The 24143-nt window shown below is 66.0% G+C and carries 26 protein-coding genes and 1 pseudogene; 19 read left to right on the top strand and 8 right to left on the bottom strand.

What is annotated here, in order from left to right; genetic code table 11:
• Positions 1-81: 81 nt before the first annotated feature.
• A complete protein-coding gene (locus G5V65_RS15750) occupies positions 82-393 on the bottom strand; it encodes a DUF6958 family protein (protein ID WP_165051911.1) in 312 nt (103 codons plus the stop codon).
• A gap of 166 nt (positions 394-559) precedes the next feature.
• Here G5V65_RS15750 and G5V65_RS15755 point away from each other — a divergent pair, with 166 nt between their 5' ends.
• The 5 genes and pseudogenes from G5V65_RS15755 to G5V65_RS15775 all read left to right on the top strand — a co-directional run bounded on the left by G5V65_RS15755 (position 560) and on the right by G5V65_RS15775 (position 7700).
• A complete protein-coding gene (locus G5V65_RS15755) occupies positions 560-2584 on the top strand; it encodes a CocE/NonD family hydrolase (protein WP_165051913.1) in 2025 nt (674 codons plus the stop codon).
• A gap of 119 nt (positions 2585-2703) precedes the next feature.
• Positions 2704-4291 (top strand): annotated as a pseudogene (locus G5V65_RS15760) (ABC transporter substrate-binding protein).
• Positions 4292-4307: 16 nt separating this feature from the next.
• Positions 4308-5264: an ABC transporter permease subunit gene (locus G5V65_RS15765; RefSeq protein WP_165051915.1), complete on the top strand. Its 957-nt coding sequence runs from the start codon at positions 4308-4310 to the stop codon at positions 5262-5264.
• A complete protein-coding gene (locus tag G5V65_RS15770; protein WP_165051918.1) occupies positions 5261-6076 on the top strand; it encodes an ABC transporter permease in 816 nt (271 codons plus the stop codon). The genes G5V65_RS15765 and G5V65_RS15770 overlap by 4 nt, the downstream gene beginning before the upstream one ends.
• Positions 6069-7700, top strand: coding sequence for a nickel ABC transporter ATP-binding protein NikE (locus G5V65_RS15775; protein ID WP_165051920.1), 1632 nt, complete (start codon positions 6069-6071; stop codon positions 7698-7700). The genes G5V65_RS15770 and G5V65_RS15775 overlap by 8 nt, the downstream gene beginning before the upstream one ends.
• A gap of 82 nt (positions 7701-7782) precedes the next feature.
• On the opposite strand, the gene G5V65_RS15780 is transcribed toward G5V65_RS15775, so the two are convergent.
• The 3 genes from G5V65_RS15780 to G5V65_RS15790 all read right to left on the bottom strand — a co-directional run bounded on the left by G5V65_RS15780 (position 7783) and on the right by G5V65_RS15790 (position 9834).
• Entirely contained in the window at positions 7783-8532 is a 750-nt protein-coding gene (locus G5V65_RS15780) for a class II aldolase and adducin N-terminal domain-containing protein (protein WP_165051922.1), read from the bottom strand.
• On the bottom strand, positions 8529-9473 hold the full coding sequence (locus G5V65_RS15785; protein ID WP_165051923.1) for an alpha/beta hydrolase fold domain-containing protein: 945 nt from the start codon (positions 9471-9473) through the stop codon (positions 8529-8531). Before G5V65_RS15785 ends, G5V65_RS15780 begins: the two co-directional genes overlap by 4 nt.
• A 154-nt stretch (positions 9474-9627) precedes the next feature.
• Complete coding sequence (locus G5V65_RS15790; RefSeq protein WP_023665438.1) at positions 9628-9834, bottom strand: cold-shock protein; 207 nt, start codon at positions 9832-9834, stop codon at positions 9628-9630.
• Between the two features lie 303 nt (positions 9835-10137).
• On the opposite strand from G5V65_RS15790, the gene G5V65_RS15795 reads away from it, so the two are divergent.
• The 3 genes from G5V65_RS15795 (at position 10138) to G5V65_RS15805 (ending at position 14281) form a co-directional block, all read left to right on the top strand.
• Positions 10138-10338 (top strand): YgaP family membrane protein, encoded by a 201-nt coding sequence (locus tag G5V65_RS15795; protein WP_165051926.1) that lies wholly within the window; start codon positions 10138-10140, stop codon positions 10336-10338.
• A 553-nt stretch (positions 10339-10891) separates the two neighbouring features.
• Positions 10892-12607 (top strand): hypothetical protein, encoded by a 1716-nt coding sequence (locus G5V65_RS15800; RefSeq protein ID WP_165051928.1) that lies wholly within the window; start codon positions 10892-10894, stop codon positions 12605-12607.
• 168 nt (positions 12608-12775) lie between these two features.
• Positions 12776-14281: an aldehyde dehydrogenase (NADP(+)) gene (locus G5V65_RS15805; protein WP_165051930.1), complete on the top strand. Its 1506-nt coding sequence runs from the start codon at positions 12776-12778 to the stop codon at positions 14279-14281.
• A gap of 214 nt (positions 14282-14495) precedes the next feature.
• Here the strand turns inward: G5V65_RS15805 and G5V65_RS15810 are convergent, their stop codons facing one another.
• Positions 14496-15377, bottom strand: coding sequence for a DMT family transporter (locus tag G5V65_RS15810; RefSeq protein ID WP_241250604.1), 882 nt, complete (start codon positions 15375-15377; stop codon positions 14496-14498).
• 2 nt (positions 15378-15379) lie between these two features.
• Entirely contained in the window at positions 15380-16264 is an 885-nt protein-coding gene (locus G5V65_RS15815) for a LysR family transcriptional regulator (protein ID WP_165051931.1), read from the bottom strand.
• Between the two features lie 302 nt (positions 16265-16566).
• Between G5V65_RS15815 and ffh the strand changes: the two genes are divergently transcribed.
• The 11 genes from ffh to G5V65_RS15870 all read left to right on the top strand — a co-directional run bounded on the left by ffh (position 16567) and on the right by G5V65_RS15870 (position 23597).
• The gene (ffh, locus tag G5V65_RS15820; RefSeq protein WP_165051933.1) at positions 16567-18063 is read left to right on the top strand and encodes a signal recognition particle protein; all 1497 of its coding nucleotides are present in this window, start codon (positions 16567-16569) and stop codon (positions 18061-18063) included.
• On the top strand, positions 18063-18566 hold the full coding sequence (locus G5V65_RS15825; protein WP_165051935.1) for a GNAT family N-acetyltransferase: 504 nt from the start codon (positions 18063-18065) through the stop codon (positions 18564-18566). The genes ffh and G5V65_RS15825 overlap by 1 nt, the downstream gene beginning before the upstream one ends.
• Positions 18563-19102 (top strand): GNAT family N-acetyltransferase, encoded by a 540-nt coding sequence (locus tag G5V65_RS15830; RefSeq protein ID WP_165051938.1) that lies wholly within the window; start codon positions 18563-18565, stop codon positions 19100-19102. Before G5V65_RS15825 ends, G5V65_RS15830 begins: the two co-directional genes overlap by 4 nt.
• A complete protein-coding gene (locus G5V65_RS15835) occupies positions 19099-19395 on the top strand; it encodes a chorismate mutase (protein ID WP_165051940.1) in 297 nt (98 codons plus the stop codon). Before G5V65_RS15830 ends, G5V65_RS15835 begins: the two co-directional genes overlap by 4 nt.
• Before the next feature lie 55 nt (positions 19396-19450).
• On the top strand, positions 19451-19804 hold the full coding sequence (rpsP, locus tag G5V65_RS15840; protein WP_165051942.1) for a 30S ribosomal protein S16: 354 nt from the start codon (positions 19451-19453) through the stop codon (positions 19802-19804).
• Between the two features lie 80 nt (positions 19805-19884).
• Positions 19885-20397, top strand: coding sequence for a ribosome maturation factor RimM (gene rimM, locus G5V65_RS15845; RefSeq protein ID WP_165051969.1), 513 nt, complete (start codon positions 19885-19887; stop codon positions 20395-20397).
• Positions 20394-21191, top strand: a complete 798-nt coding sequence (gene trmD, locus G5V65_RS15850; protein ID WP_165051944.1) for a tRNA (guanosine(37)-N1)-methyltransferase TrmD — start codon at positions 20394-20396, stop codon at positions 21189-21191. Before rimM ends, trmD begins: the two co-directional genes overlap by 4 nt.
• 352 nt (positions 21192-21543) lie before the next feature.
• Positions 21544-21918 (top strand): 50S ribosomal protein L19, encoded by a 375-nt coding sequence (gene rplS, locus G5V65_RS15855; protein WP_165051947.1) that lies wholly within the window; start codon positions 21544-21546, stop codon positions 21916-21918.
• A 12-nt stretch (positions 21919-21930) separates the two neighbouring features.
• Positions 21931-22152: a 50S ribosomal protein L31 gene (gene rpmE / locus G5V65_RS15860; RefSeq protein ID WP_023665618.1), complete on the top strand. Its 222-nt coding sequence runs from the start codon at positions 21931-21933 to the stop codon at positions 22150-22152.
• 70 nt (positions 22153-22222) lie between these two features.
• Positions 22223-22654: a hypothetical protein gene (locus G5V65_RS15865; protein WP_165051949.1), complete on the top strand. Its 432-nt coding sequence runs from the start codon at positions 22223-22225 to the stop codon at positions 22652-22654.
• A 133-nt stretch (positions 22655-22787) separates the two neighbouring features.
• Complete coding sequence (locus G5V65_RS15870; protein WP_165051951.1) at positions 22788-23597, top strand: division plane positioning ATPase MipZ; 810 nt, start codon at positions 22788-22790, stop codon at positions 23595-23597.
• Here the strand turns inward: G5V65_RS15870 and G5V65_RS15875 are convergent.
• Positions 23566-23757 (bottom strand): hypothetical protein, encoded by a 192-nt coding sequence (locus tag G5V65_RS15875; RefSeq protein ID WP_165051954.1) that lies wholly within the window; start codon positions 23755-23757, stop codon positions 23566-23568. The two genes, G5V65_RS15870 and G5V65_RS15875, sit on opposite strands and share 32 nt — an antisense overlap.
• Positions 23758-23941: 184 nt before the next feature.
• The coding region (locus G5V65_RS22115; protein ID WP_206526823.1) for a hypothetical protein at positions 23942-24143 on the bottom strand (202 nt) is incomplete at its 5' end.

Raw genomic sequence — 24143 nt, forward strand, 5'->3', positions numbered from 1 at the left:
CAGGTTTTCTGCGCGGAGCCTATGTCAGCCGCGGGATGGCAGATAGGACCGAAACGCCCTGCCGCTGCCTTCAGCCGACATTCACGCGGCCGACCCGGTGCGGAACAGGCGGACGGGGGATTTCGGGCCGCGCGCGAGGATGCTGCGCGCCTCGAGATCGAGCTGGACGCATTTCATCCACCACCCGGCCTTGGCGCCGCCGGGGAAGAGAGCGGCGTCGAGATGGGGAAGGAGGGCGGTCTGCGCCTCGGCCACGGTCATGCCGGGGGGCGTATCGGGCAGGACGGTCATCAGGGCGTGGCGCATCGCCTGATACTTGGCGCGATCGACGCGGGTGACGTGGTGGGGCGACGTGACATTGCGGACTTCGATCCGGTCGGAGGTGTCGGGCATGGTGGTGTCTTTCCGTTGGTGGCGATGGTCAGGTTACACAATGGCGGGGGCAGGTCGCGCGAAATCGTGGGGCGCGTGTCGCGTTCCGTCCCTTGAGGGGCGGGAACTGGCGCGGAATGGAGGGACGGGTAGCATCTGATGCCGATCAGGAAAAGGAGCCTGCCGCATGACCATCCGGACCGAGTTTCCCTGCCGCATCGTCGAGCAGGAGGATATGGGGATCGTGATGCCGGATGGCTGCCGGCTTTCGGCGCGGGTCTGGATGCCCGAGGATGCCGGGGTGCGGCCGGTGCCTGCGGTGCTGGAATACATCCCCTATCGCAAGCGCGACGGGACCCTGCCGCGGGACGAGATGATGCACCCTTACGTGGCGGGGCATGGCTATGCCTGCGTGCGGGTGGACATGCGGGGGAATGGCGACAGCGAAGGGTTGATGGCCGACGAGTATACGCAACAGGAAATGGATGATGCGGTGGCCGTCATTGACTGGCTGTCGCGGCAAGCCTGGTGCAGCGGCGCGGTGGGGATGATGGGCAAGTCATGGGGCGGGTTCAACTGCCTGCAGGCCGCGTTCAACCAGCCGCCCGCGCTGAAGGCGGTGATTTCGGTCTGTTCCACCACCGACCGTTTCGCGGATGACATCCATTACAAGGGCGGCTGCCTGCTGGGCGAGAATTTCGGCTGGGGGGCGGTGATGCTGTCCTATTCCTCGCGCCCGCCGGACCCCGTGCTGCGGCCCGATTGGCGGCGGATGTGGATGGAGCGGCTGGAGGCCGAGCCGTGGCTGGCACCGCGCTGGGCCGCGCTGCAGGAACGGGGGGCGTTCTGGAAGCACGGGTCGGTGGCCGAGGATTACGGCCGGATGCAGACCCCGGTGCTGATCTGGGGCGGCTGGGCCGACAATTACATGAACACGGTGGCGCATCTGGTGGAGAATGTGCCTGCGCCCTGCAAGGGGATCGTGGGGCCTTGGGTGCATCAATACCCGCATACGGCGGTGCCGGGGCCGCAGGTGGGGTTCCTGCAGGAGGCCGTGCGGTGGTGGGATCGCTGGTTGAAAGGCGTGGAGAACGGGGCAGAGCATGATCCGGCCTATCGGGTGTGGATGATGCATTCCGCCCCCCCGGATGCCAGCGCGAAGGTCAGGCCGGGGCATTGGGTGGCCGAGGCGGAGTGGCCGTCGCCGCGCGTGTCGCGGCAGGTCCTGCAGCTTGGGGCCGCGCGCGGGGCAGGGGCGTCGCAGGGGTATTTGGGCCGAGACGAAGGGGCGGAGGGGTTCGCCCTGACGGTGGCGACGCCGCAGCATCTGGGCCTGAAGGCGGGGGAGTTCTTTCCCATGGGCCTGAATGCCGAAATGCCGGGGGATCAGCGCGAGGATGATGCGCTGTCCCTGTCTTTCGATGGCGATGTGCTGGAGGCGGGGCTGGACCTTCTGGGCGCGGCGGAGCTGCGGTTGCGGGTGGCGTCGGACCGGCCGCTTGGGTTCGTCGTTGCGCGGCTTTGCGATGTGGGGCCGGACGGGGCCTCGGTCAGGATCGCGCATGGGATGTTGAACCTGTGTCATCGAGAGAGCCGGGAGCGCCCCACGCCCATGGTGCCGGGCGAGGCGGTGGAGGTGGCCTTCACGCTGGACCAGATGGCCTATCGGGTGGCGCCAGGGCATCGGCTGCGGCTGGCGCTTTCGAACAGTTACTGGCCCTTTGTCTGGCCGTCGCCGGAGGCGGGGCGGTTGGTGGTGACAGGGGGAAGCCTTGCCCTGCCGGTGCATGCGGGCAGCGCGGCGGAATGGGTGCCACCGCCTGCGGAACATGCGGCACCGTGGAAGCATCGGGTGATCCGCGCGGGGCGGACGCGGCGGTTCGTCGAGGAGGATCTGATCGCGGGGACATATGCCCTGATCGTGGAGGATGATCTGGGGGATGCCGAGAACCTGACGCATGGGCTGTGCAGCGGCGAGACCATGAGCGAGCGGTGGGAGATCCGGCCCGACGATCCCTTGTCGGCGAAGGCGGTGCATGTGTGGGAGCAGCGGCTGTCGCGGGGCGACTGGTCGGTGCGGACGCGGGCGGAGGCGGAGATGACGGCGACGGCTGCGGAATTGCGCCACAAGGCCGTACTGCGCGCCTGGGAGGGCGAGGTGCTGGTGTTCGAGCGGACATGGGATGACAGCGTCCCGCGCCGCTTTGTCTGAATTCGTGACCGGCCAGCAGGAAAAAACCTTTGCTCCCGCGCAGATTCGCGGGTTACTGATTGGGCAATCAACAAAAACGGCCGTCGCAGGGGGCGGCCACCAAAAGGGAGACCACTGGGATGAACTCTGAATTCGACTACCTGCTGAAGCGTGCCGCGCGTGGCCTGATGAGCCGCCGTGAATTTGTCGGCCGCGCCTCGGCGCTGGGGATCTCGGCGACGATGGCGAATACGCTGCTTGCCTCGGTTGCAGGGGCGCAGGCGGTGAAGGGCGGCGTGATCAAGGCCGGTGTGTCGGGGGGGGGAATCCACCAACTCGCTCGACCCTGCGGTTGCCGCCTCCCCGGCGCCGTTCATGGTGAACATGCTCTGGGGCGAGATGCTGGTGATCGTGAACGAGAAGGGCGAAGTTGATCCGCGCATCGCCGAAGAAATCTCGTCCAACGCCGATGCGACGGAGTGGAAGTTCAAGATCCGGTCCGGCGTCGAATTCCATGATGGCAAGACGGTGACCGCCGAGGATGTGGTTGCCACGCTGAAGCGCCATACGGACGAGAAGGCGCAATCCGGCGCCTTGGGCATCGTCCAGGGCATTTCGGAAATGACCGCCGAAGGCGACATGGTCACCCTGAAGCTTGCATCCGCCAATGCCGACCTTCCCTTCCTGCTGGCCGATTATCACCTGCAGATCCAGCCGGGCGGCGGTTATGACAACCCGACGGCGGGTATCGGCGCCGGTCCCTACAAGGTGGTGTCCTTCGAGCCCGGCGTGCGCGCGGTGTTCGAACGCCACGCCAATTACTTCGACAGCTCGATCGGCCATGCCGACGGGGCAGAGATCCTGGTGATCAACGACAACACCGCACGGACGGCGGCGCTGCAGTCGGGCCAGGTTCACATGATCAACCGGGTCGATCCGAAGATCGTGGAACTGCTGAAGGGTGTTCCGGGCGTCTCGATCGAACGTGCGGCCGGTCGCGGGCACTATGTCTTCATCATGCATTGCGACAAGGCCCCCTTCGACAACAACGACCTGCGGATGGCGCTGAAATACGCGGTCAACCGTCAGGAGATGGTGGACAAGATCCTTGGCGGCTTCGGGTCGATCGGCAACGATTTCCCGATCAATGCGGCCTATCCCTATTTTGACGAGTCGATCCCGCAGCGCGAATTCGATCTGGCCAAGGCGGCGGAACATTACAAGGCTTCGGGCCATGATGGCAGCCCGATCATCCTGCAGACGGCCCCCGGTGCCTTCCCCGGTGCGGTCGAGGCGGCGCAGCTGTTCCAGCAGACCGCCGCGCAGGCGGGCATTCCGCTGGAAGTGAAGGTGGAACCCGATGACGGCTACTGGTCCGACGTGTGGAACGTGCAGCCCTTCTGCGCGAGCTATTGGGGCGGGCGCCCGGTGCAGGATCAGATGTATTCCACCGCCTATGCCTCGACGGCTGACTGGAACGACACGCGCTTCAAGAACGCCCGCTTCGACGAGCTTCTGGCGGCTGCGCGGGGCGAACTGGACGGCGACAAGCGCAAGAGCATGTATTCCGAAATGGCCATGCTGGTGCGCGACGAAGGCGGCCTGATCTGCCCGATGTTCAACGAGTTCGTCGAAGCCCGCCGTGGCGAGGTGGGGGGCTGGATCGTCGATCCGAACCACGAACTGATGAACGGGCGCGCGCTTGCCAAGTGCTGGCTGAGCGCGTGATCGGGGCCGGACCGAGGTGCATCCGATCCTGAAACTGGTGGCCCAGCGTCTTGCGCTGGGCCTGCTCCTGCTGCTTGCGGTTTCGCTGCTGATCTTTCTCGGCACCGAAGCGCTGCCCGGAGATGTGGCACAGGCGATCCTGGGGCAGTCGGCTACCCCGGAGGCCCTTGCCAACATGCGCGAGGCGCTGGGCCTGAACCAGCCCGCCTATGTGCGGTATTTCCAGTGGCTCGGCGGCATTCTGACCGGCGATTTCGGAACGGCCCTGACAAATGGGCAGGATATCGGGCAGGCCATTGGCCAGCGCCTTGGCAATACGCTGTTCCTTGCGGCCTGTGCGGCGGCCATCTCTGTTCCGCTGGCAATCCTGCTGGGCCTTCTGGCCGCGCGCTATAATGGCCGGTGGCCGGACAAGGTGATTTCCGGGCTGACCCTGTCGACGATTTCGCTGCCCGAATTCGTGGCGGCCTATTTCGTGATCTTCCTGCTGACGCAGGTCTTTCCGATCTTTCAGCCCGTGGCCATGGTCTTTCCCGGCATGTCCTTCTGGGAGCGGTTGAATGCCGTGGCCCTGCCGGTGATCGTTCTGGTCCTTGTGGTGCTGGCGCATATGATGCGGATGACGCGGGCGGCGATCCTGAACGTGATGCAATCGGCCTATATCGAAACGGCCGAGTTGAAGGGCCTGTCGCCGATGCGGGTGATCTGGCAGCACGCCTTTCCCAATGCCATCGCGCCCATCGTTTCCGTCGTCGTCCTGAACCTTGCCTATCTGGTGGTGGGGGTCGTCGTGGTGGAGGTGGTCTTCGGCTATAACGCGCTGGGGCAATACCTTGTGGACCATGTGGCCAAGCGCGACCTGCCGGTGGTGCAGGCGGTGGGGCTGATCTTTGCCGCCGTCTATATCGGGCTGAACATCCTTGCCGATGTGATCGCCATCATCGCCAATCCGCGTCTGAGGCACCCGAAATGAAGATGCCCCTGTCCGCACTGATCGGCCTGATCCTGACGGGTGGCTTCCTGTTCTGTGCCGTCTTTGCCCAGTTCATCGCCCCGTATCCCGTTGATGCCGTCCTGGGCGGGGTGTGGGAGTCGCCGTCCGCGACCTACTGGCTTGGCACCGACACCATCGGCCGGGATATCCTGAGCCGGATGATCTATGGCGGTCAGATCACCATTTTCGTGGCCCTGGCGGCTTCGCTGTTGTCCTTCGGGCTTGGATCCTTCCTCGGCTTTCTGGCCGCGGTTCGCGGGGGGTGGATCGACCAGGGGCTTAGCCGGATGGTGGATCTGGTCATGGCAATTCCGTCGCTGATCGTGGCGCTGGTCCTGCTTTCGGTGCTGCCGATCAATCTGACGGTGCTGATCATCGTGATGGGCCTGCTGGATTCGACGCGTGTCTTCCGTCTGTCGCGCGCCGTCGCGATGGATATCGCCGTGATGGACTATGTCGAGGCGGCAAAGCTGCGGGGCGAGGGGCAGACCTGGATCATCTTCCGCGAGATCCTGCCCAATGCCCTGTCTCCTCTGGTGGCAGAGTTCGGGCTGCGGTTCATCTTTGCGGTGCTGTTCATTTCGACGCTGTCCTTCCTTGGTCTGGGCATCCAGCCGCCGCTGGCGGATTGGGGCGGGATGGTGAAAGAGAACAAGGACGGGCTGATCTATGGCAAATCCGCCGCGCTGATGCCGGCGCTGGCCATCGCCTTGCTGGCGATTTCGGTGAACCTTGTGGCGGATTGGATCCTGTCGCGGACGACGAGCCTGAAAGGGGGGCGCGGTGCCTGATCTTCTGGAAATCCGCAATCTCCGGATCGAGGCGACATCCTATCCGCCGGGAGAGCCGCCGCGCGACGTGGTGCTGGTCGATGATGTGTCGGTCAGCGTGGCAAAGGGCAAGGTGCTGGGTCTGATCGGGGAATCCGGGGCGGGGAAATCCACCATCGGTCTGTCGGCCATGGCCTTTGGCCGGGGTGGCGTGCGGCTGACGGGTGGCGAGATCGTGCTGAACGGGCGCGACATCCGGACAATGGGTGCAGCCGGTCTGCGGGCCCTGCGCGGGCGCGAGGTGACCTATGTCGCGCAATCCGCGGCAGCCGCCTTCAACCCGGCGAAGCGCCTTATGGAGCAGGTGATCGAAACCTCGCTCTCGCACGGGTTGATGGGGCGGGCCGAGGCTGAGAAGCGCGCGGTCATGCTGTTCCGCAAGCTGGGCCTGCCTGACCCCGACAATTTCGGAAGCCGGTATCCGCATCAGGTATCCGGCGGGCAGTTGCAGCGCGCGATGACAGCGATGGCGCTGTGCCCGAAGCCGGATCTGGTGATCTTTGACGAGCCCACCACCGCGCTGGACGTGACGACGCAGATCGACGTCCTGGCCGCGATCAAGGAGGCCATCCGGGACACGGGGGTTGCGGCACTTTACATCACGCATGATCTGGCCGTGGTGGCGCAGGTGGCCGACGATATCCTTGTGCTGCGGCACGGGAAGAAGGTCGAATATGGCCCCGTTGCGCAGATCATCACCGATCCGCAAGAGGCCTATACCCGCGCGCTTGTTTCTGTCCGGTCCATCGACCATGCCGAAAAACCCGAAGCGCCGCCCGTCCTTTCGGTGCAGAACGTCACGGCACGCTATTCGGGCACCAATTTCGACGTGCTGAAGAATGTCACGCTTGATCTGCCGGCAGGGCAGACCCTGGCCGTTGTGGGGGAAAGCGGATCGGGAAAATCGACGCTCGCGCGGGCCATTACCGGCCTGCTGCCGCCGTCTCAGGGGCGGATCACCTTTGCCGGACGTTCGCTTTCGGCCAATCTGCAAAGCCGTTCCCGGGATGATCTGCGCGAATTGCAGATGATCTATCAGATGGCCGATACGGCGATGAACCCGCGTCAGACGGTTGGTACGATCATCGGGCGCCCGCTTGAGTTCTATTTCGGCCTTGGCGGCGAGGAGAAGCGCAAGCGCGTTCAGGAGTTGCTGGACGAGATCGAGATGGGCAAGGGCTTTATCGACCGCTACCCCGCCGAATTGTCAGGCGGGCAGAAGCAGCGCGTCTGCATTGCCCGCGCATTGGCGGCCAAGCCCAAGCTGATCATCTGCGACGAGGTGACCTCTGCCCTGGATCCGCTGGTGGCGGATGGCATCCTGAAACTGTTGCTGGAACTGCAGGCCCGGGAACATGTGGCCTATCTGTTCATCACGCATGACCTGGCCACCGTGAAGGCAATCGCCGACAAGATCGCTGTCATGTATCGTGGCAAGGTCGTCAGATACGGATCGAAGACCGATGTTCTGACCCCGCCTTTTGACGACTATACCGATCTTCTTCTGTCTTCCGTCCCTGAGATGGAGATTGGCTGGCTGGAACAGGTTCTTGCCCATCGCAGGATGGAAAGCGCGGGGAACTGACGGCATTCCGGGTCGGCCGCCGGATCGCCCCGGCAGTGCAGAGGCAGACGGTCGCGCGATTGATTGCGCGGGCCTGCCTTGGCTAGGTGCTGTAATCGGGGGCCTCGTCATCCAGAATGGCGCGCAATTCGCGCAGATGCGCCTCGGCGAAGCCGGGATAGGCGGCCCATTCCAGTGCGGTCTTTTCGGCGATGGCATCGGGCAGGACGCGCAGGGGGCGGCCTGTCTGGAGCGCGCGGATATAGGTCTCGGCCGCGCGTTCGAAATAGTAGAGGCGGTTGAACGTCTCGGCCACGCTGGGGCCGATGACGAGGACGCCGTGATTGCCCATGACCATGGCGATGGTCTTCGGATCGGCAAGAAGGGTGGCGCAGCGGGTGCCTTCCTCTTCGAAGGCCATGCCGCCGTAATGGTCGTCGATCACGATGCGGTCGTGGAACATGGCGCTGTTCTGGTCGATGGCGGGAAGGCGGCTGTCGGCGAGGCTGGCCAGCACGGTGGCGTGGATGGAATGGACATGCATCACGCAGCGGGCATGGGGCAGGGCGCGGTGGATGGAGCCGTGGAGGCCCCAAGCCGTGGGATCGGGGGCATCGGGGCGGTCCATGGTGGCGGGATCGTTCGCGTCGATCTCGATCAGGGCGGAGGCGGTGATGCGGGCGAAGTGGCGGCCGTTGGGGTTGATGAGGAAGCGCGTGCCTTCGGGGGTGATGGCGAGGGAGAAGTGGTTCGCCACGGCCTCGTGCATGTTGAGGCGGGCGGTCCAGCGGAAGGCGGCGGCCATGTCGCAGCGTTCCTGCCAATGGGTAAGATTGGGGGTGGGGGCGTTCATCGGTGATCCTCTGATCCGGGCCAGGTGCCCTTGGCCATGGCGGAAAGCGTGCGGGTGATGCGGGCAAAGCTGGCGGCGGCGCGGGGGACGGTGGCGCGGGCGCGGAGGTAGCCGTGGACGAGGCCGGGTTCGGTGACGGCGCGGGCGGGGGTTCCGGCGGCGGTCAGGCGGGCGGCATAGGTGGTGGCATCGTCGGCGAGCGGGTCGCATTCGGCGGCGATGGCGAGGGTGGGGGGGAGGTTCGTGAAATCGCTGTCGGAGAGCGGGGCGAAGCTGGGATCGGGCGGCGGTTCGGGCGCGTCGCCATGGCGGATGCGGGCGTAGAACAGCACGTCGTCGCGGGTGAGCATGGGGGCCTGCGCATGGGTCAGGTAGGAGCCTGCGTCGCGGTTGCCGCCAAGGCCGGGATAGATGAGGACCATGCCCGCGATGCCAAGGGCGCCTTTGCGGCCGATGGCTTGGGCCGTGGCGGCGGCGAGGGTGCCGCCCGCGCTGTCGCCCGCGAGGAGGAGGGGGGCCGCGCATTCGGCGGCGATGGCGCGGGTGGCGGCGAGGGCGTCGTGGAAGGCGGCGGGGTGGGGGTGTTCGGGGCAGAGGCGGTAATCGACCGAGACGACGGTCAGGCCGGTTGCGGCGCGGATCTCGGCGCAGACGTCGTCATGGCTGTGCAGGCCACCCACCACGAAGCCGCCGCCGTGGAAATAGACGACCGTGCCGCCCTGACCGGGATAAAGGCGGCAGGGGACGCCGCCGAAGGGGCGGTCTTCCGCCGTGATGCCGGGGGGATAGCCGCGATGGAAGGCGCGGCACATGGCATCGTAGATCGCGCGTTGATCGGCGATGGAGAGGGTGGCGGTGTCGGGGGGATAGGCGGCCTCGGTCCTGCGGATGAAGTCCCAGGTCGGGGCGTCGATGAGGGTGGTGTAATCGGGGCTGTCCATGGCCCGATCTTGCGCCGTGACGGGCCTTCTGGCTAGCGGGTTCGCCGACCTGCGATGTCGCTGGCTGACCTTGCGGGCGAGAGCGCTTGCCCGAAATGCTATGGGGCGCAACGGGTTGGTTGCGCCCCATGCGGGTTGTTCGTGATCCTTGGGATCAGGCGAGTGCGAGGTTGGTCGCCGACTCGCGGCCGTCACGGCCGGCTTCGATGTCGAAGGTCACGGCCTGGCCGTCCTTCAGACCGCGAAGGCCTGCACGCTCCAGCGCGGTGATGTGAACGAACACGTCCTTCTTGCCGCCTTCCGGGGCAATGAAGCCGTAGCCCTTGGTTTCATTGAACCATTTCACGGTGCCCTTGGCCATCGTGAAGTCTCCTGTCTAGTCTGCCGCCCGCACTGTGCGGCGGCCTGGCCCCGTCAGCCTGGTCGATGCTGTGGCCGGAAAATCCGAAGACAGAAGTCGAGTAGAGTTAACGTCGCAAATAGGGATATGGGGCCAAAAGGGCAGAAAATCAAGGAAATTGGGGTTAATTTGCGATGAAGGGCAGAGATTGGCCGGGGAACTGCCCATCAAATAAAACATTCAGTATATTGAATGTTTGAGGGAAAGGCGCTACATCCTTGCCATCGCGGCCCGGCGGTGGGCTGCCTGGATGGAGTGGAAGACATGACCCTTGACCGTGGCGTGATGGCCTTTGCCGGTGTGATGATCCTGATCAGCGTGCTGCTGACCAGCTTTGTTTCCCCTTATTTTCTGTGGTTTACCGTGTTCATCGGGGTGAACCTGATCCAATCCGCGTTCACCGGCTTCTGCCCCGCCGCGATGGTGATGAAGAAGCTGGGCCTGCGTCCGGGCTGCGCGTTCTGATCCTTTCCGGCCCGGGCTGCGCGGACCCGCGCAATGGCCGGGCCGGACTGCCCGGACCGGGGCCAGGGCGAATTTGACCGTGCAACGCGCGGTGCAGATGCGCAGTGCAGCAGGCTGTGCATACGCAGAGCATACCAACAGAGAAAATCGACCGAAGGGCGGGGCAGGGCGCACCCGCCCTTTTGCTTGGCCCCTTCCGATGATCCGGCCCATGGCAACCCGATTGGCGGTGGTCAGGAGGTCCGTTTCGGACCCGGGCGGAGCGGTCGCGTAGCCACAGCCCCTTCCTGGAGGGCCGCTGCGGGCTGCAACCCGGGGGCGAGCCGGGGCTGCCTTGAATTTGCCACAGTGATTCGGAGTTCACAGCCGCAGATTGCGGCGGGCGGGGAAGAATATCGCCAGGAAAGAAACAATAGTTAACAGCCTAGCCGATCGTCCGCGTTAACACATCTTAAAGTATGTAATCATGGCCAGAATTTGACTTCTTTATGGCGGTTCGCCTAGCCCGGATGGGCAACCGGATGCATTCCGCATCCTTACAGACAGGTGAAAGATGCCCCTTTCCTCGATGCGCTATATCGCCCCGATCTCGACCCTTGCCCTGCTGGCCCTGCTGCCTGCTACGGCATCGGCTGCAACTTCCTCGCGTCAGCTTTGCAGAATGGCAGAGCGTGATCCGGCCGGTTTCATGGACCGTGCCGATCTGGCCAACACCCTGCTGCGCATGTCGGAAAGCTGCCCCGATCTGGCGCTGGCGCTGACCGGCGTGACCGGCTCCATCCCGGCGGCCACGGCGCAGAGCGGCAAGGGGGGCAAGGCGGTTGCCGATTTCGGCGGGCTGCTGAAGCGTCTGGCCAAGGCGACCGACCGGCTGAACGATGCGACCGACGATGTCGCCAAGGCGCAGAAGGCGCTGGAGAAGAGCGTGGGTCGCGCCAAGAAGGCGGGCCTGACGGAGGAGGATCTGGATGTCATCGCCGCCCTTGATGGCGACGGCGACAAGACGGTGAAGGGCGCGCTGCGCCACTACACCGGACAGAAGCGCCAGGCGCTGGAGAACTATCTGTCGGCCCGCGACCGGCTGGCACGGGCGGATGCAGCGCTGGCAGATGCGACGGAGAAGGCCAAGCCGCTGGTTCAGAAGGCGATGGAACTGGCCGGGCAATCCGACGCGGCGCAGCAGAACCTGAACAATGTCCTGGGCAACGAGACCGCCGAAGAGCGCAAGGCGCGGCTGGCGGCGGCCCTGGACGAGGCCAAGCAGGCCGTGGCCAGCCTGACGGCAAAGATCGCCGAGACGGAAGGCAAGCTGGATGCGGCGAAGGCCGCGCTGTCGGCGGCGCTGAACGATCCGGGCTATACCAAGGCGCTGTCCGACTATACCAGCGAGGAAGAGCGGCTGGCGGTGGCGGCGGCAAAGACCGAGGCGGCAGAAGCCGCCGTGACCAAGGCGGCAGCGGCCCTCGCCAAGGCGAAGGCGCGGGATCGCAACTGCAACGGGCGGGATTGCCGCGAGGCGGCCGAAGATCTGCGCGACGCCAAATACGATCTGGACCGGGCCGAGCGGTATCTGGACCAGAAGACCGATGACGTGAAGACGGCGCAGAAGGCGCTGGAAGAGTTCGAGCGTGCCCTGAACCTGAGCGGGATCAGCGACACCTACTGGGCCACCCGGGCGGAGCTGATCGCGGCGCAGGAGGCCGAGGCTGCGGCGAAGGCCAGGATCGACGTCGTGTCGCAGGAGGCGGAGGCGCTGTCGAAGCTGCTGTCGGATGCAGCGGATGCGCTGGCCAAGGCCGGCGCTGCCTCGGATGAGGCGAAGGCCGCCACGGCAACGGAAGAGGCCGAGGTTGTGGCCGCGAAGGCCGCGCTGACCAAGGCCATCGACGAGGCGCGGTCCGCGCTGGCGGGAAGCCCTGAGGAGGCCGCCGCGCTGGAAGCGGTGGAGGCCGCGCAGCAGGACCTGACCGAGGCGCTGGCCAATCTGGGTGCGGCGCAGGAAGAGGCCGAGGCGCTGGCTGCGGAAGTGGCGATGGTCGCCGGGGCTCCGAAGCCGGTGGATAAGGCCGAAGAGGCGCTGAGCGAGGCCATTGATGCCAGCGAGGCCGCCGAGGACGAGGCCGAAGAGGCGATGGCCGATGCCGAAGAGGCGCTGGCTGAGCATGAAGAGGCGACCGAGGACCTGTCCAAGGCGCTGGAAGAGGGCGGCCATGCCCCCGCCGAAACGTCTGCCGATGCCGGGGATGACGCGGCGGCTGGCAACAGCTGATCCTGTTGCGGATCTGCCGCCCCGGGCATGGGGCGGCGGAAGCAGGGGGTGCGGGCGCGAGCCCGTGCCCCCTTGTCTTTTTCTGGCCAGTGCTTGGCCAGTGCTTGCCCTTCACCTTGGCCGCGCAAACTGGCATGTCGGGGCTGACCAATTGCAAAGGAGGCTGCCATGCTGAGCGGGAAACATCTGATCGCCGGGGAATGGGTTGCGGGCGGGGGCAGCTTCACCTCGCAGCCGGCGAGCGGGGAGGGCCATGTCTTCGCCAGCGGGGGCGCGGCCGAGGTGGCGCGCGCGGTCGAGGCGGCCGAGGCGGCCTTCTGGAGCTATTCGGCGCTGTCGCGGGCAGAGCGGGCCGGGTTTCTGGAGCGGATCGCGGATGAGATCGAGGCGCGGGGCGCGGATCTGACGGCCGTGGGATCGGCCGAGACGGGCCTGCCCACCGCGCGGCTGGAGGGTGAGCGGGGGCGGACCACGGGGCAGCTCAGGCTGTTCGCGCGGCATATCCTTGGCACCGATTTCCTGGATCTGCGCCATGACGTGGCGCTGCCGGAGCGGCAGCCGCTGCCGCGCCCGGACATCCGCATGATGCAGCGACCGGTGGGGCCGGTGGCGGTGTTCGGGGCCTCGAACTTTCCCCTGGCCTTTTCGACGGCGGGGGGGGACACGGCCTCGGCCCTTGCCGCCGGGTGCCCGGTGGTGGTGAAGGGGCATCCGGCCCATCCGGGGACGGGCGAGATCGTGGCGCAGGCGGTGGATGCGGCGGTGCGGGCCTGCGGGCTGCATCCGGGGGTGTTCAGCCTGATCCAGGGGGTGGGCACGGATCTGGGCGTGGCGCTGGTGACGCATCCGCTGATTACCGCGGTGGGTTTCACGGGGTCGCTTGCGGGTGGGCGGGCGCTGTTTGATCTTTGCGCGCGGCGCGAGGTGCCGATCCCGTTCTATGGCGAGTTGGGGTCGGTGAACCCGGTCTTCCTGATGCCTGCCGCGCTGGCCGCGCGGGGTGAGGCGATTGCCAAGGGCTGGGCCGCGTCGCTGACGATGGGGGCAGGGCAGTTCTGCACCAATCCGGGGATCGTGGTGGCGATGGCGGGGGCGGAGGGCGATGCCTTTGTCGCGGCGGCCACGGCGGCGCTGGGCGCGGTGGGGCCGCAGGTGATGCTGACGGATGGGATCGCGGCGGCCTATCGCGCGGGGCGCGAGCGGATCGCGGCCACGGCGGGGGTGCGCGAGGTGCTGACCTCGGTCTGCGACCGGCGCAATGCGACTCCTTACGTCTTTGAGGTGGCGGGGGCGGATTGGCTGGCCAATTCGGTGCTGGGGCATGAGGTGTTCGGTCCCCTTGGCGTGATCGTGCGGGTGGCGGATTTCGCCGAGATGGAGGCGGTGGCGCGGTCGCTGGAAGGGCAGTTGACCTGCACGCTGCAGATGGATGACGGCGATGCCGATCTGGCGCGCCGCCTGATGCCGGTGCTGGAGCGGAAGGCGGGGAGGGTGCTGGCGAACGGCTTCCCGACGGGGGTGGAGGTCTGCGAGGCGATGGTGCATGGCGGGCCTTATCCGGCCAGCACGAATTTCGGCGCGACGAGCGTGGGGACGATGGCGATCCGCCGCTGGTTGCGGCCGGTGAGCTATCAGAACATACCCCTGGCTTTGCTGCCCGAGGAGTTGCGGTAATCTTGTGGAGCGGGGCCGGCCAGGGCCGCCCCCGCACGCCTTTTGTCTCGCCTTCCGCGCGTGCCGCGCGTCCGGCTCGGCTGATGGGGCCCTGCCCCAAACCCCGGGGTATTTGGGCCAAGATGAAGGGGAGGGCTGTCTGGTATCGTCCTGGCGACGGGGGGGAGGCGCCTTGCGCCGAGGGGGGGCGGATGCCCCCCCTGCCGCTGGAGGATCAGGCCTCGTCCTTGAGGAGGAGGGCGAGGGCGAGGACCGAGAGCGCGACGCCGATGAGGATCAGGGGGGGCGGGGCGGCGCGGCCCATCGCGATTTCCCACAGGATGACCCAGGAGGGGACGAGGTAGGTATAGGCCATGACCTTGGCCGCGGGCAGGCGCATGGTGGCGTATTGCAGAAGAACGAAGGTCGCGGCAGAGGCGAAGACGGCCGTATAGACCAGCGTGATCCAGACGATGGCGGGCAGCGCGGCCCAATCCGTGGCGCGGATGGCGGGAAGGCCCGCGGTGGTGAGAAGGAACCAGCCCGCGATCATCATGCCGAAGGTGAAGACGACGGCGGGTTCGCCGCGGTTGAGCTTGCGCACCAGGGGGGCATAGAGGGCATGGGCCACGCAGCCTGCGAAATAGATCACCTCTCCCTTGCCGATATGGAGCGACAGGAATTTGCCGAAATCGGCGCGGAAGATGACCCAGAGTGCGCCCGCAGCGCCGATGGCGAGGGCGGCGGACATGCGGAGGGTAAGGCGCTGGCGCAGGGTGAGCCAGCCGAAGCCCGCGGCCATCAGGGGCGTCAGCGTGAAGACGGCGGCGGCAGAGACGGGTTCGGCGGTCTTCAACCCTTCGAACATCAGCACGAAATAGGCCGAGAGGAGCGCGCCAAGCACGCCATAGCGCCAGGGTGCCTGAAGGGCGCTGCGCCGGATGCCGGTGGTGGCGAAGGCCGCGGCCCCCACCAGCGCGCCGGCAAGCAGGAAGCGCAGCGCGGTCAGCGCGAGCGGGTCGATCAAGGGCGCGGCCATGGCGCCGAGGCTGAAGGATCCCGCAACCAGCGCCGAGAAGGCAAGCATCGCAAGATGCCCGCGGCGGCCTTCGGTCAGGGTCACAGATCCCAGTCCTTTGCCGCCTCCTTCAGGACGGCAAGAAAGGCCTGCACCTTGCGGGTGCGGTGCAGATCGACATGGGTGACGAGCCAGAGCGGCGCGTCCCATTCCGGGATCGGGGGCATGACCTCGATCAGGTCGGGGTCGCGGCTGGCCTTGAAGGCGGCCATGAAGCCGATGCCGAGACCCGCACGGATGGCGGATTCGAAGGAGGCCAGTTCGGTGGCGCGGAAGGTGAGCCGGTCGGCGGGGACGCGGTCGCGCATCCAGCGGTGGAAGGGGGCGCGGCTGTCGGAGGCATCGGTGGTGATGAAGCGATGGGCGGGGAAATCCGCCTCGGTGGCGGGCAGGCCGTGGCGTTCGGCATAGCTGCGCGCGGCATAGAGGCCGGTGCGGATGCGGGCGAGGGGGCGGACGACATTGTCAGGCTCTTCCGGTGCGGCGCCGGCGCGGATGGCGACATGGGCTTCGCCGTAGTCGAGGCGGAAGACGCGCATATCCGTGAGGAAGCGGAGCAGGATGCCGGGATATTGCGTCTGGAACTGCGACAGGACCGGGACCAGCAGATCCGACATCCCGGCGATGGAGGTGACCACCAATTCGCCCGAGACGGTTTCCCCAAGGCCCTTGATGCGGCTGGCGAGTTGGGCGAATTGCTCATCGGTGGTCTGGGCCACGGTGAGCAGGTCCTGGCCTGCCTCGGTCGGCGTATAGCCGCGGGCGTGGCGCTGGAAGAGTTTGGTGCCCAGCCGCTTTTCCAGCGCGTCGATGTGGCGGATCACGGTAGCGTGGTGGACGCCCAGAACCTCGGCCGCGCCGGAGACCGTGCCGAGGCGGGCCACCTGGAAGGCGGTTCTGATTTCGTCCCAGGTCTCGATGCCCATGATTGTGCAGCCCTGAACAGATTTGCCGCAATCTGGCTTTGCTGCGCGGGGGAATGCAAGCGACATTTCCGTGCGTGGCGGCGGGGCCGGCCCGCGCGGGGCGGGCCAAGGCTTGACTCGGGGCGGTCAGAGGCGTATCGCCCCACCCATTCCCCGGAGGCCGCAAGCTTCCGGTCCCGTCGCATTTGCGGGGATCGCCATCCGTCAGCGCGTTGCGCCCACGGGTGCCGTTGGTCTTTGCAGATGCAATCCCGCTGCCGGATACCCATATCCGGCGTCACGCAACGAACCCGGAGGGTCGCATGTTCGAGAGCCTGTCAGAGCGTCTTGGTGGCGTATTCGACCGTCTGACGAAAGCGGGTGCGCTGACCGAGGCGGATGTCGTCGCTGCGCTGCGCGAGGTGCGGGTGGCGCTGCTGGAGGCGGATGTTTCGCTGCCCGTGGCGCGGGATTTCATCAAGCGGGTGCAGGACAAGGCCACGGGCGTGGCGGTGACGAAGTCGGTCACGCCCGGGCAGATGGTGGTGAAGATCGTCCATGACGAGTTGATCCGCGTGCTGCAGGGCGAGGGGCCTGCGGATGCGCTGAAGATCGACAATCCGCCGGCGACGATCCTGATGGTGGGTTTGCAGGGTTCGGGCAAGACCACGACCACGGCGAAGCTGGCCAAGCGGTTGAAGGAACGGAACGGCAAGCGGGTTCTGCTGGCGTCCCTGGATACCAACCGGCCTGCGGCGATGGAGCAATTGGCGATCCTGGCCGGGCAGATCGGCGTGGACAGCCTGCCCATCGTGAAGGGCGAGAGCGCGGTGCAGATCGCCAAGCGCGCCAGGACGCAGGCCAATCTGGGCGGCTATGACGTGCTGTTCCTGGATACGGCGGGGCGTCTGCATATCGACGAAGTCCTGATGGACGAGGTGCAGGCGGTGCGCGACATCGCCCAGCCGCGCGAGGTGCTGCTGGTTGTCGATGGCCTGACGGGGCAGGACGCGGTGAACGTCGCGACCGAGTTCGACGGCAAGGTCGGGATTTCGGGCGTTGTCCTCACGCGGATGGATGGCGACGGGCGCGGCGGTGCGGCGCTGTCGATGCGGGCCATTACCGGAAAGCCCATCCGTTTCGTGGGCCTTGGCGAGAAGATGGACGCGCTGGAGACCTTCGAGGCGGAGCGTGTGGCGGGGCGCATTTTGGGCATGGGCGATATCGTCGCCCTGGTCGAGAAGGCGCAGGAGACCTTCGAGGCCGAGCAGGCGGAGCGCATGGCCAAGCGCTTTGCCAAGGGTCTGTTCAACATGAACGACCTGAAGATGCAGCTTGAGCAGATGATCAAGATGGGCGGGATGCAGGGCCTGATGGGCATGCTGCCCGGCATGGGCAAGATGCAGGCCGCCGCCGCCGAGGCGGGTCTGGACGACAGGATGCTGAAGCGGCAGATCGCGCTGATCCAGTCGATGACGAAGAAGGAACGCGCCAATCCCGACCTGTTGCAGGCGAGCCGGAAGAAGCGGATCGCGGCGGGGGCGGGGCTGGACGTGGCCGATCTGAACCGGCTGCTGAAGCAGCACAAGCAGATGGCCGAGATGATGAAGAAGATGGGCAAGGGCGGCATGATGAAGCAAGCCATGCGCCAGATGCTGGGCAAGGGCGGCATGCCCGATCCCAGCAAGATGACGCCCGAGCAGCTTGAGGAAGCCGCGAAGGGGATGCGGCAGGGGCTGGGGCAGGGCGGCGGCTTTCCGGGCATGCCGCGCGGGATGACGCTGCCTTCGGGCCTGTCGGGGCTGATGAAGAAGAAGTGATGATCGCGCCCACCCTTCATACGGAGCGCCTGACGCTGAGGATGCCTGTGCTTGAGGATTTCGAGCATCGGGCGGTCTTCTATGCGTCGGAGCGGTCGGTCTGGGAAGGCGGGCCGCTGTCGCGCGTGGAGGCGTGGCGGATCTGGGCTTCGGAGGTGGGGCTTTGGCCGTTGCGCGGTTACGGGCCGTTCACGGTCGAGGCGGGCGGGGCCTATGTCGGCGAGGTGGGCATCTATCAGGCCGAGGATTACCCCGAGGCGGAGCTGGGCTGGTTCGTGGTGCCGGAGGCCGAGGGCAAGGGCTATGCGCTGGAGGCCGCGCGGGCGGTGATGGGCTGGGTGCGGCGCAGCTTTGGCTGGGACGAGATCGTGAACATCATTGATCCGGGCAATGCGCGGTCCATCGCGCTGGGCCTGCGGCTGGGCGGGCGGATTGATCCGTCGCGGGCGGGGATTGACCCGGGCGATGTGGTGATCGTGCATGACCTGCGGGGGCTGGCATGATCGCGCTGGCGGGAACCCCTGTGCTGACGACGGAACGGCTGGTGCTGCGCGCGCCGGAGGCGGGGGATTGGCCTGCGTTTCAGGCTTTTCTTGCGTCGGAGCGGGGGCAGTTCGTGCGGACGGGGGAGTTTGACCTGTCCAATACCTGGCGCGGCTTCTGCCATGTGATCGGGCATTGGGTCGCGCGCGGGTTCGGGATGTTCGTGTTCTACACCAAGGGGGATGCGACGCCACTGGGTGCGACGGGGCCGTGGATGCCCGAGACATGGCCGGAGCGCGAGATCGGCTGGTCGGTCTGGAACCCCGCCGCCGAAGGCAAGGGGTTTGCCTTCGAGGCGGCGTATGCGGCGCGGGAATTCGCGTTTGGCGCGCTGGGCTGGACCACGGCCGTGTCCTATGTGGCCGAGGGCAACCTGCGGTCGGCCGCGCTGGCGCGGCGTCTTGGCGCGGAGGTCGATCCCGCTGTGCAATCCATCGGAGAGCCGCCCTGCCTCGTCTTCCGCCACCCCTCACCTGAGAGCCTGAGGACCGCATGACCGACGCCGCCCAACGAGCCGCCGAATTGCTGAAGGAGCATCGCCAGTCGATCGACCGGCTGGATGCGATCCTTGTCTATACGCTGGCGGAACGGTTCAAGCATACGCAGGCGGTGGGGCAGTTGAAGGCGGCGCATGACCTGCCGCCCTCTGACCCCGCGCGCGAGGCACGGCAGATGGCTCGGCTGGACCAGCTGGCCAAGGAGGCCGATCTGGACCCCGATCTGGCGAAGAAATTCCTGAACTTCATCATCAGCGAAGTCATCAGGCATCACGAGAAACTGCAGAAATAACCCATAAGGGTGCGCGGGGACCGCACACCCTACGAAACCCAAGGAGAAGACTGAAATGGCAATGAAGATCCGGCTGGCCCGTGGTGGTTCCAAGAAGCGTCCGCATTATTCCATCGTGGCGACCGACTCGCGCATGCCGCGCGACGGGCGCTTCCTGGAAAAGCTGGGCACCTATAACCCGCTGCTCGCCAAGGATGACGAGAACCGCGTGAAGATGGATCTGGAGCGCATCAAGCATTGGCTGGGCCAGGGCGCGCAGCCGACCGACCGCATCGCGCGGATGCTGGAAGCCGCAGGCGTGATGCCGAAGAAGGCCCGCAGCAATCCGAAATCCGCCGTGCCGGGCAAGCAGATGGCCGAGCGCGCCGCCAAGAAGGCCGCCCGTTCGGCCGCCCCTGCGGAAGAATAAGACCAAAAGGCCGGGGGGGCCGCCCATGCGGCCCCCCCGGACCCCCCCCTTTCCCAGAACCTGCAACCGGGTGAATGACCATGACGCGACCTGACCGCATCTGTGTCGGTGCCATCGCCGGGTCTTTCGGCGTGCAGGGCGAGGTGCGGCTGAAAAGCTTTTGCGCCGATCCGGAGGCGATTGCCGATTACGGCCCGCTCTGGACCGAGGATGGAACGCGATCCTTTACCGTGAAGCTGACGCGGGCCTCTGTCTCGGGCGGGGTGGGCGCGCGCCTGTCGGGCGTTGCCACCAAGGAACAGGCCGATGCCTTGAAGGGCGTGCAGCTTTTCGCGGATCGGGACCGGCTGCCTTCACTGCCGGATGACGAATTCTATCACGCCGACCTGATCGGCCTGACTGCGCAGGATACCGGGGGCGTGACCCTTGGCACGGTGCGCGCGGTGCATAATCACGGGGCGGGCGACATGCTGGAGATCCTGGGGCCGGGGACGAAATCGGCGCTGCTGGTGCCTTTCACGCTTGCCGTGGTGCCGACGGTCGATCTTGCGGCGCGGCGGATCGTGGTGGACATGCCGGAAGGTCTGGAATGACCGACGACTTGCCCCGGTCCCATGGTCGCCTGAAGGTGCAGGTGACCCTGCAACCCCGCGACCTGATGGAGGAACCGCGCCGTGTGAAGGGCGCATGGGAGGCGCGGATCGTCACGCTGTTTCCCGAGGCCTTTCCCGGTGTGCTGGGCCTGTCGCTGACGGGGAAGGCGCTGGATCAGGGGCTATGGCGGCTGGAGACGCTGGACCTGCGGACCTTCGGCGAAGGCAAGCACCGGAATGTGGATGACACGCCTGCCGGCGGTGGCGCGGGGATGGTTCTGCGCGCCGATGTGGTGCATCGCGCGCTGCGGCAGGCGATGAGCGGCGCGCCCATGGATCGGGCGCGCTGGCCGGTGGTCTATCTTTCGCCGCGCGGGAGGCCCTTTGATCAGGCCCGCGCGCGGGGCTGGGCGGCGGCAGAGGGGGTGACAATCCTTTGCGGGCGGTTCGAGGGGGTGGATCAGCGGGTGCTGGACCATTGGGGGATCGAGGAGGTCAGCCTTGGGGATTTCGTCCTGACCGGGGGCGAGATCGCGGCGCAGGCGATGATTGATGCCACGGTGCGGCTGTTGCCCAATGTGCTGGGCAATGCGGCCAGCACCGAGGAGGAAAGCTTCTCTGACGGGCTTCTGGAGCATCCGCAGTTTACGCGTCCTGCAGTCTGGGAAGGGCGGGAGATTCCGCCGGTGCTGATGTCAGGCCATCATGGCGAGATCGAGAAATGGCGGCGGGCAGAGCGGGAGCGGCTGACGCAGGAGCGGCGGCCGGATCTGTGGGAGAAACGGAAGGGGTGAACCCCTTCGAGGCGGGGTGAACCCCTTCAAGGCGGGGTGAACCCCGCCCTACGGGCAGCTTGGAGAAGATGCGGTTGAAGGGGCACGGCACTGCGCTTCGGCCCTTGACCGCAAGGGCCATTCGCCCCTATACGCGCCCGATCCGGGGCGGTTTCGTCATCCGGGTGCGATTCCTTTTGCCTTCTGCTTTCTTCGGCAGGAACCGGGCAGGGGAGGCGGCATCAAAAGCAGGCCTGCATCTCTGGCGGGCGTCCCATGCCGAAGTCGGGCGGGGACGGACCCGGACGAGGACCGAGAGCTCTGGGGCGGCATCACCTTCACGGGCATACCGTGAGCATAGAAAGGATTGCGCATGAACCTGATCGCGCAGATCGAGGCGGAGCAGATCGCTGCCCTGAACAAGACCATCCCGGATTTCAAGGCCGGCGACACCATCCGTGTCGGCTATAAGGTGACCGAAGGCTCGCGTTCGCGGGTGCAGATGTATGAAGGCGTCTGCATCGGCCGCAAGGGCGGGCTGACCATCTCGGCCTCGTTCACCGTCCGCAAGATTTCCTTCGGCGAAGGCGTGGAGCGGGTGTTCCCGCTCTATTCGACCAATATCGATTCGATCGAGGTCGTCCGTCGTGGCCGCGTGCGCCGCGCGAAGCTGTACTATCTGCGTTCGCGTCGCGGCAAATCGGCCCGGATCGCCGAAGTGACGAATTACAAAGAAAAAGCCGAGTAAGGAGCCGCACCGATGAAAAAGGGCATCCACCCCGACTATCACATGATCACGGTCAAGATGACCGATGGCTCCACCTTCCAGACCCGCACCACCTGGGGCAAGGAAGGCGAGCAGATGGCGCTGGACATCGATCCGCTGGCGCATCCGGCCTGGACCGGGCAGTCGGCCAAGCTGATGGATACCGGCGGCCGCGTGTCGAAGTTCAAGAACAAGTATGCCGGTCTGGGCTTCTGAGTCCGGTCTTGCATGGGTCTGGAAACGCCGCTCCATTCGGGGCGGCGTTTTTCGTTTCAGGATGGGACATATGCTGATGCTGCGTTGTCTTGCGCCTTTGGCCCTGGTGGCCCTTGTCCTGCCCGCAAAGGTGGCCCGTGCCGAGGTGGCCTGGCTGCATGACATCCAGGGTTGGTTCGGGCTTGAGATGTTCGAGGAAATGGCCTGCGCGGGAAATCCCGTCAGGATGCGGGTGGCGGAGGGGACGGACCGGCTGGAACTGCGCTGGCGAAAGCCGGTGACCTATGCGGATGGCAGCGTCACGGATGCGGTGGACTTTCGCATCACGGGGATCGAGGGTGGCGATGTCACGATGATCCGGCTGAGGGACGGGGTTCCGGCCCTGTTCCGCTTTTCCGGGGATTTCCAGAGTTTCGACTATTTCGAAGGGCCTGATCTGGAGGCCGCGCAGAAGGCCGAGATCCTGGTTACCTTCACGCGTTGCGAGTTGCAGGGAAGCTGAGCAATCGCTGGGGTGCTTTTTCCGGAGCCGCGGCGCAAGGAAGGGCTTGCGGATTCCCGCCAACTGGGCCTTATCCCTGTCTCGCACCGCGCGCTGCCGCGCGGTTGGCCTTCTTGCCAGTGGGGACTGCTGTATGGCGCATATCATCGTTGTCGGGAACGAGAAGGGCGGGTCGGGGAAATCGACGACCTGCATGCATGTCGGCACGGCACTGGCGCGGCTGGGGTTCCGGGTGGGGGCGCTGGACCTGGACCTGCGGCAGCGGAGCTTTGGCCGCTATGTCGAGAACCGGCGGGCCTATATGGCGCGGACGGGGTTGAGCCTGCCCAGCCCGGACTATCGCGAATTGCCGGAAGTCCCCGCCGATGCCATGCAGCCCGGCGAGAATGCCTTTGATGCGCGGCTGGCGGCGGCTGTGGCGGCGCTGGAGCCGGTTTCGGATTTCATCGTCATTGATTGCCCCGGATCGCATACGCGGCTGTCACAGGTGGCGCATTCGCTGGCCGATACGCTGATCACGCCGTTGAATGACAGTTTCGTGGATTTCGATCTGCTGGCGCGGGTGGACCCGGAGACGGGCAAGGTGAAGGGGCCGTCGATCTATTCCGAGATGGTCTGGAACGCGCGGCAGTTGCGCGCGCAGGCGGGGCTGAAGCCGATCGACTGGATCGTGCTGCGCAACCGCCTTGGCGCGCAGCAGATGCACAACAAGAAGAAGGTGGGTGCCGCGCTGGAGGAATTGTCGCGGCGGATCGGGTTCCGTGTGGCGCCTGGCTTTTCCGAACGTGTGATCTTCCGCGAACTTTTCCCGCGCGGGCTGACGCTCTTGGACCTGCGCGATACGGGCGTGGATCAGCTGAACCTGTCCAATATCGCCGCACGGCAGGAAGTGCGCGATCTGGTGAGCGAACTCAGACTGCCCGGTGTTCGGGTGGATTTCTGAGGCTGTTTTCGCCAGTCACGGGAATAGCGCCGGCCTGTCTTTCCCGCAGCATTTCGCGCGCGCCGATGCGTTGCAGGCGCAGATCGAAATGCGGATCGACATGGGCGGATTTGTGGGCGAAGAGCCCGAGCTTTTCCAAGAGAGCAAGACCGAGTTGCATCGTGATATCCTGTCTGGTCGGATGGGGCGTGAATTCGGGTGCAGGCAGTTCTGACCGCAAGGATTGCGCGGAAAAGGGGCAGGAAAGGGGCAGGTGCCGGGTCTTTCCATGCCGGAATGATCGCTTTTCAAAAGAGTTCGGGGGCCGCGTCGGCGGCCCCCGCATGCCTTGCTGAGGGTGCGGCCTATTCGGCCGCGCGGGTCACATTGTCCCCGATGATCGTGTCGCGGGCGACACGCGCTTCGGGGGCCGTCAGGCTGCGCCGGGCAGAGGGGCCATAGGCCGTGAAATCCATCCCTTCCAGTTGCGTGTTGATTTGCGCTGAGAGCTGACCCGGTTGGGCTGAAGATTTCCATTGAGATTTGACCCATGTGACCCTTCCCCGA

Origin of the sequence: Paragemmobacter kunshanensis (genome assembly GCF_011059185.1) — a bacterium.
Taxonomy (GTDB): Bacteria; Pseudomonadota; Alphaproteobacteria; order Rhodobacterales; family Rhodobacteraceae; genus Paragemmobacter; species Paragemmobacter kunshanensis.

Excerpts from the sequence above, each read along its gene's own strand:
- G5V65_RS15750 (WP_165051911.1), bottom strand. The coding sequence starts at position 393 with ATGCCCGACACCTCCGACCGGATCGAAGTCCGCAATGTCACGTCGCCC.
- G5V65_RS15755 (WP_165051913.1), top strand. The coding sequence starts at position 560 with ATGACCATCCGGACCGAGTTTCCCTGCCGCATCGTCGAGCAGGAGGAT.
- G5V65_RS15770 (WP_165051918.1), top strand. The coding sequence starts at position 5,261 with ATGAAGATGCCCCTGTCCGCACTGATCGGCCTGATCCTGACGGGTGGC.
- G5V65_RS15780 (WP_165051922.1), bottom strand. The coding sequence starts at position 8,532 with ATGAACGCCCCCACCCCCAATCTTACCCATTGGCAGGAACGCTGCGAC.
- G5V65_RS15785 (WP_165051923.1), bottom strand. The coding sequence starts at position 9,473 with ATGGACAGCCCCGATTACACCACCCTCATCGACGCCCCGACCTGGGAC.
- G5V65_RS15790 (WP_023665438.1), bottom strand. The coding sequence starts at position 9,834 with ATGGCCAAGGGCACCGTGAAATGGTTCAATGAAACCAAGGGCTACGGC.
- G5V65_RS15795 (WP_165051926.1), top strand. The coding sequence starts at position 10,138 with ATGACCCTTGACCGTGGCGTGATGGCCTTTGCCGGTGTGATGATCCTG.
- G5V65_RS15800 (WP_165051928.1), top strand. The coding sequence starts at position 10,892 with ATGCCCCTTTCCTCGATGCGCTATATCGCCCCGATCTCGACCCTTGCC.
- G5V65_RS15805 (WP_165051930.1), top strand. The coding sequence starts at position 12,776 with ATGCTGAGCGGGAAACATCTGATCGCCGGGGAATGGGTTGCGGGCGGG.
- G5V65_RS15815 (WP_165051931.1), bottom strand. The coding sequence starts at position 16,264 with ATGGGCATCGAGACCTGGGACGAAATCAGAACCGCCTTCCAGGTGGCC.
- ffh (WP_165051933.1), top strand. The coding sequence starts at position 16,567 with ATGTTCGAGAGCCTGTCAGAGCGTCTTGGTGGCGTATTCGACCGTCTG.
- G5V65_RS15825 (WP_165051935.1), top strand. The coding sequence starts at position 18,063 with ATGATCGCGCCCACCCTTCATACGGAGCGCCTGACGCTGAGGATGCCT.
- G5V65_RS15830 (WP_165051938.1), top strand. The coding sequence starts at position 18,563 with ATGATCGCGCTGGCGGGAACCCCTGTGCTGACGACGGAACGGCTGGTG.
- G5V65_RS15835 (WP_165051940.1), top strand. The coding sequence starts at position 19,099 with ATGACCGACGCCGCCCAACGAGCCGCCGAATTGCTGAAGGAGCATCGC.
- rpsP (WP_165051942.1), top strand. The coding sequence starts at position 19,451 with ATGGCAATGAAGATCCGGCTGGCCCGTGGTGGTTCCAAGAAGCGTCCG.
- rimM (WP_165051969.1), top strand. The coding sequence starts at position 19,885 with ATGACGCGACCTGACCGCATCTGTGTCGGTGCCATCGCCGGGTCTTTC.
- trmD (WP_165051944.1), top strand. The coding sequence starts at position 20,394 with ATGACCGACGACTTGCCCCGGTCCCATGGTCGCCTGAAGGTGCAGGTG.
- rplS (WP_165051947.1), top strand. The coding sequence starts at position 21,544 with ATGAACCTGATCGCGCAGATCGAGGCGGAGCAGATCGCTGCCCTGAAC.
- rpmE (WP_023665618.1), top strand. The coding sequence starts at position 21,931 with ATGAAAAAGGGCATCCACCCCGACTATCACATGATCACGGTCAAGATG.
- G5V65_RS15865 (WP_165051949.1), top strand. The coding sequence starts at position 22,223 with ATGCTGATGCTGCGTTGTCTTGCGCCTTTGGCCCTGGTGGCCCTTGTC.
- G5V65_RS15870 (WP_165051951.1), top strand. The coding sequence starts at position 22,788 with ATGGCGCATATCATCGTTGTCGGGAACGAGAAGGGCGGGTCGGGGAAA.
- G5V65_RS15875 (WP_165051954.1), bottom strand. The coding sequence starts at position 23,757 with ATGCAACTCGGTCTTGCTCTCTTGGAAAAGCTCGGGCTCTTCGCCCAC.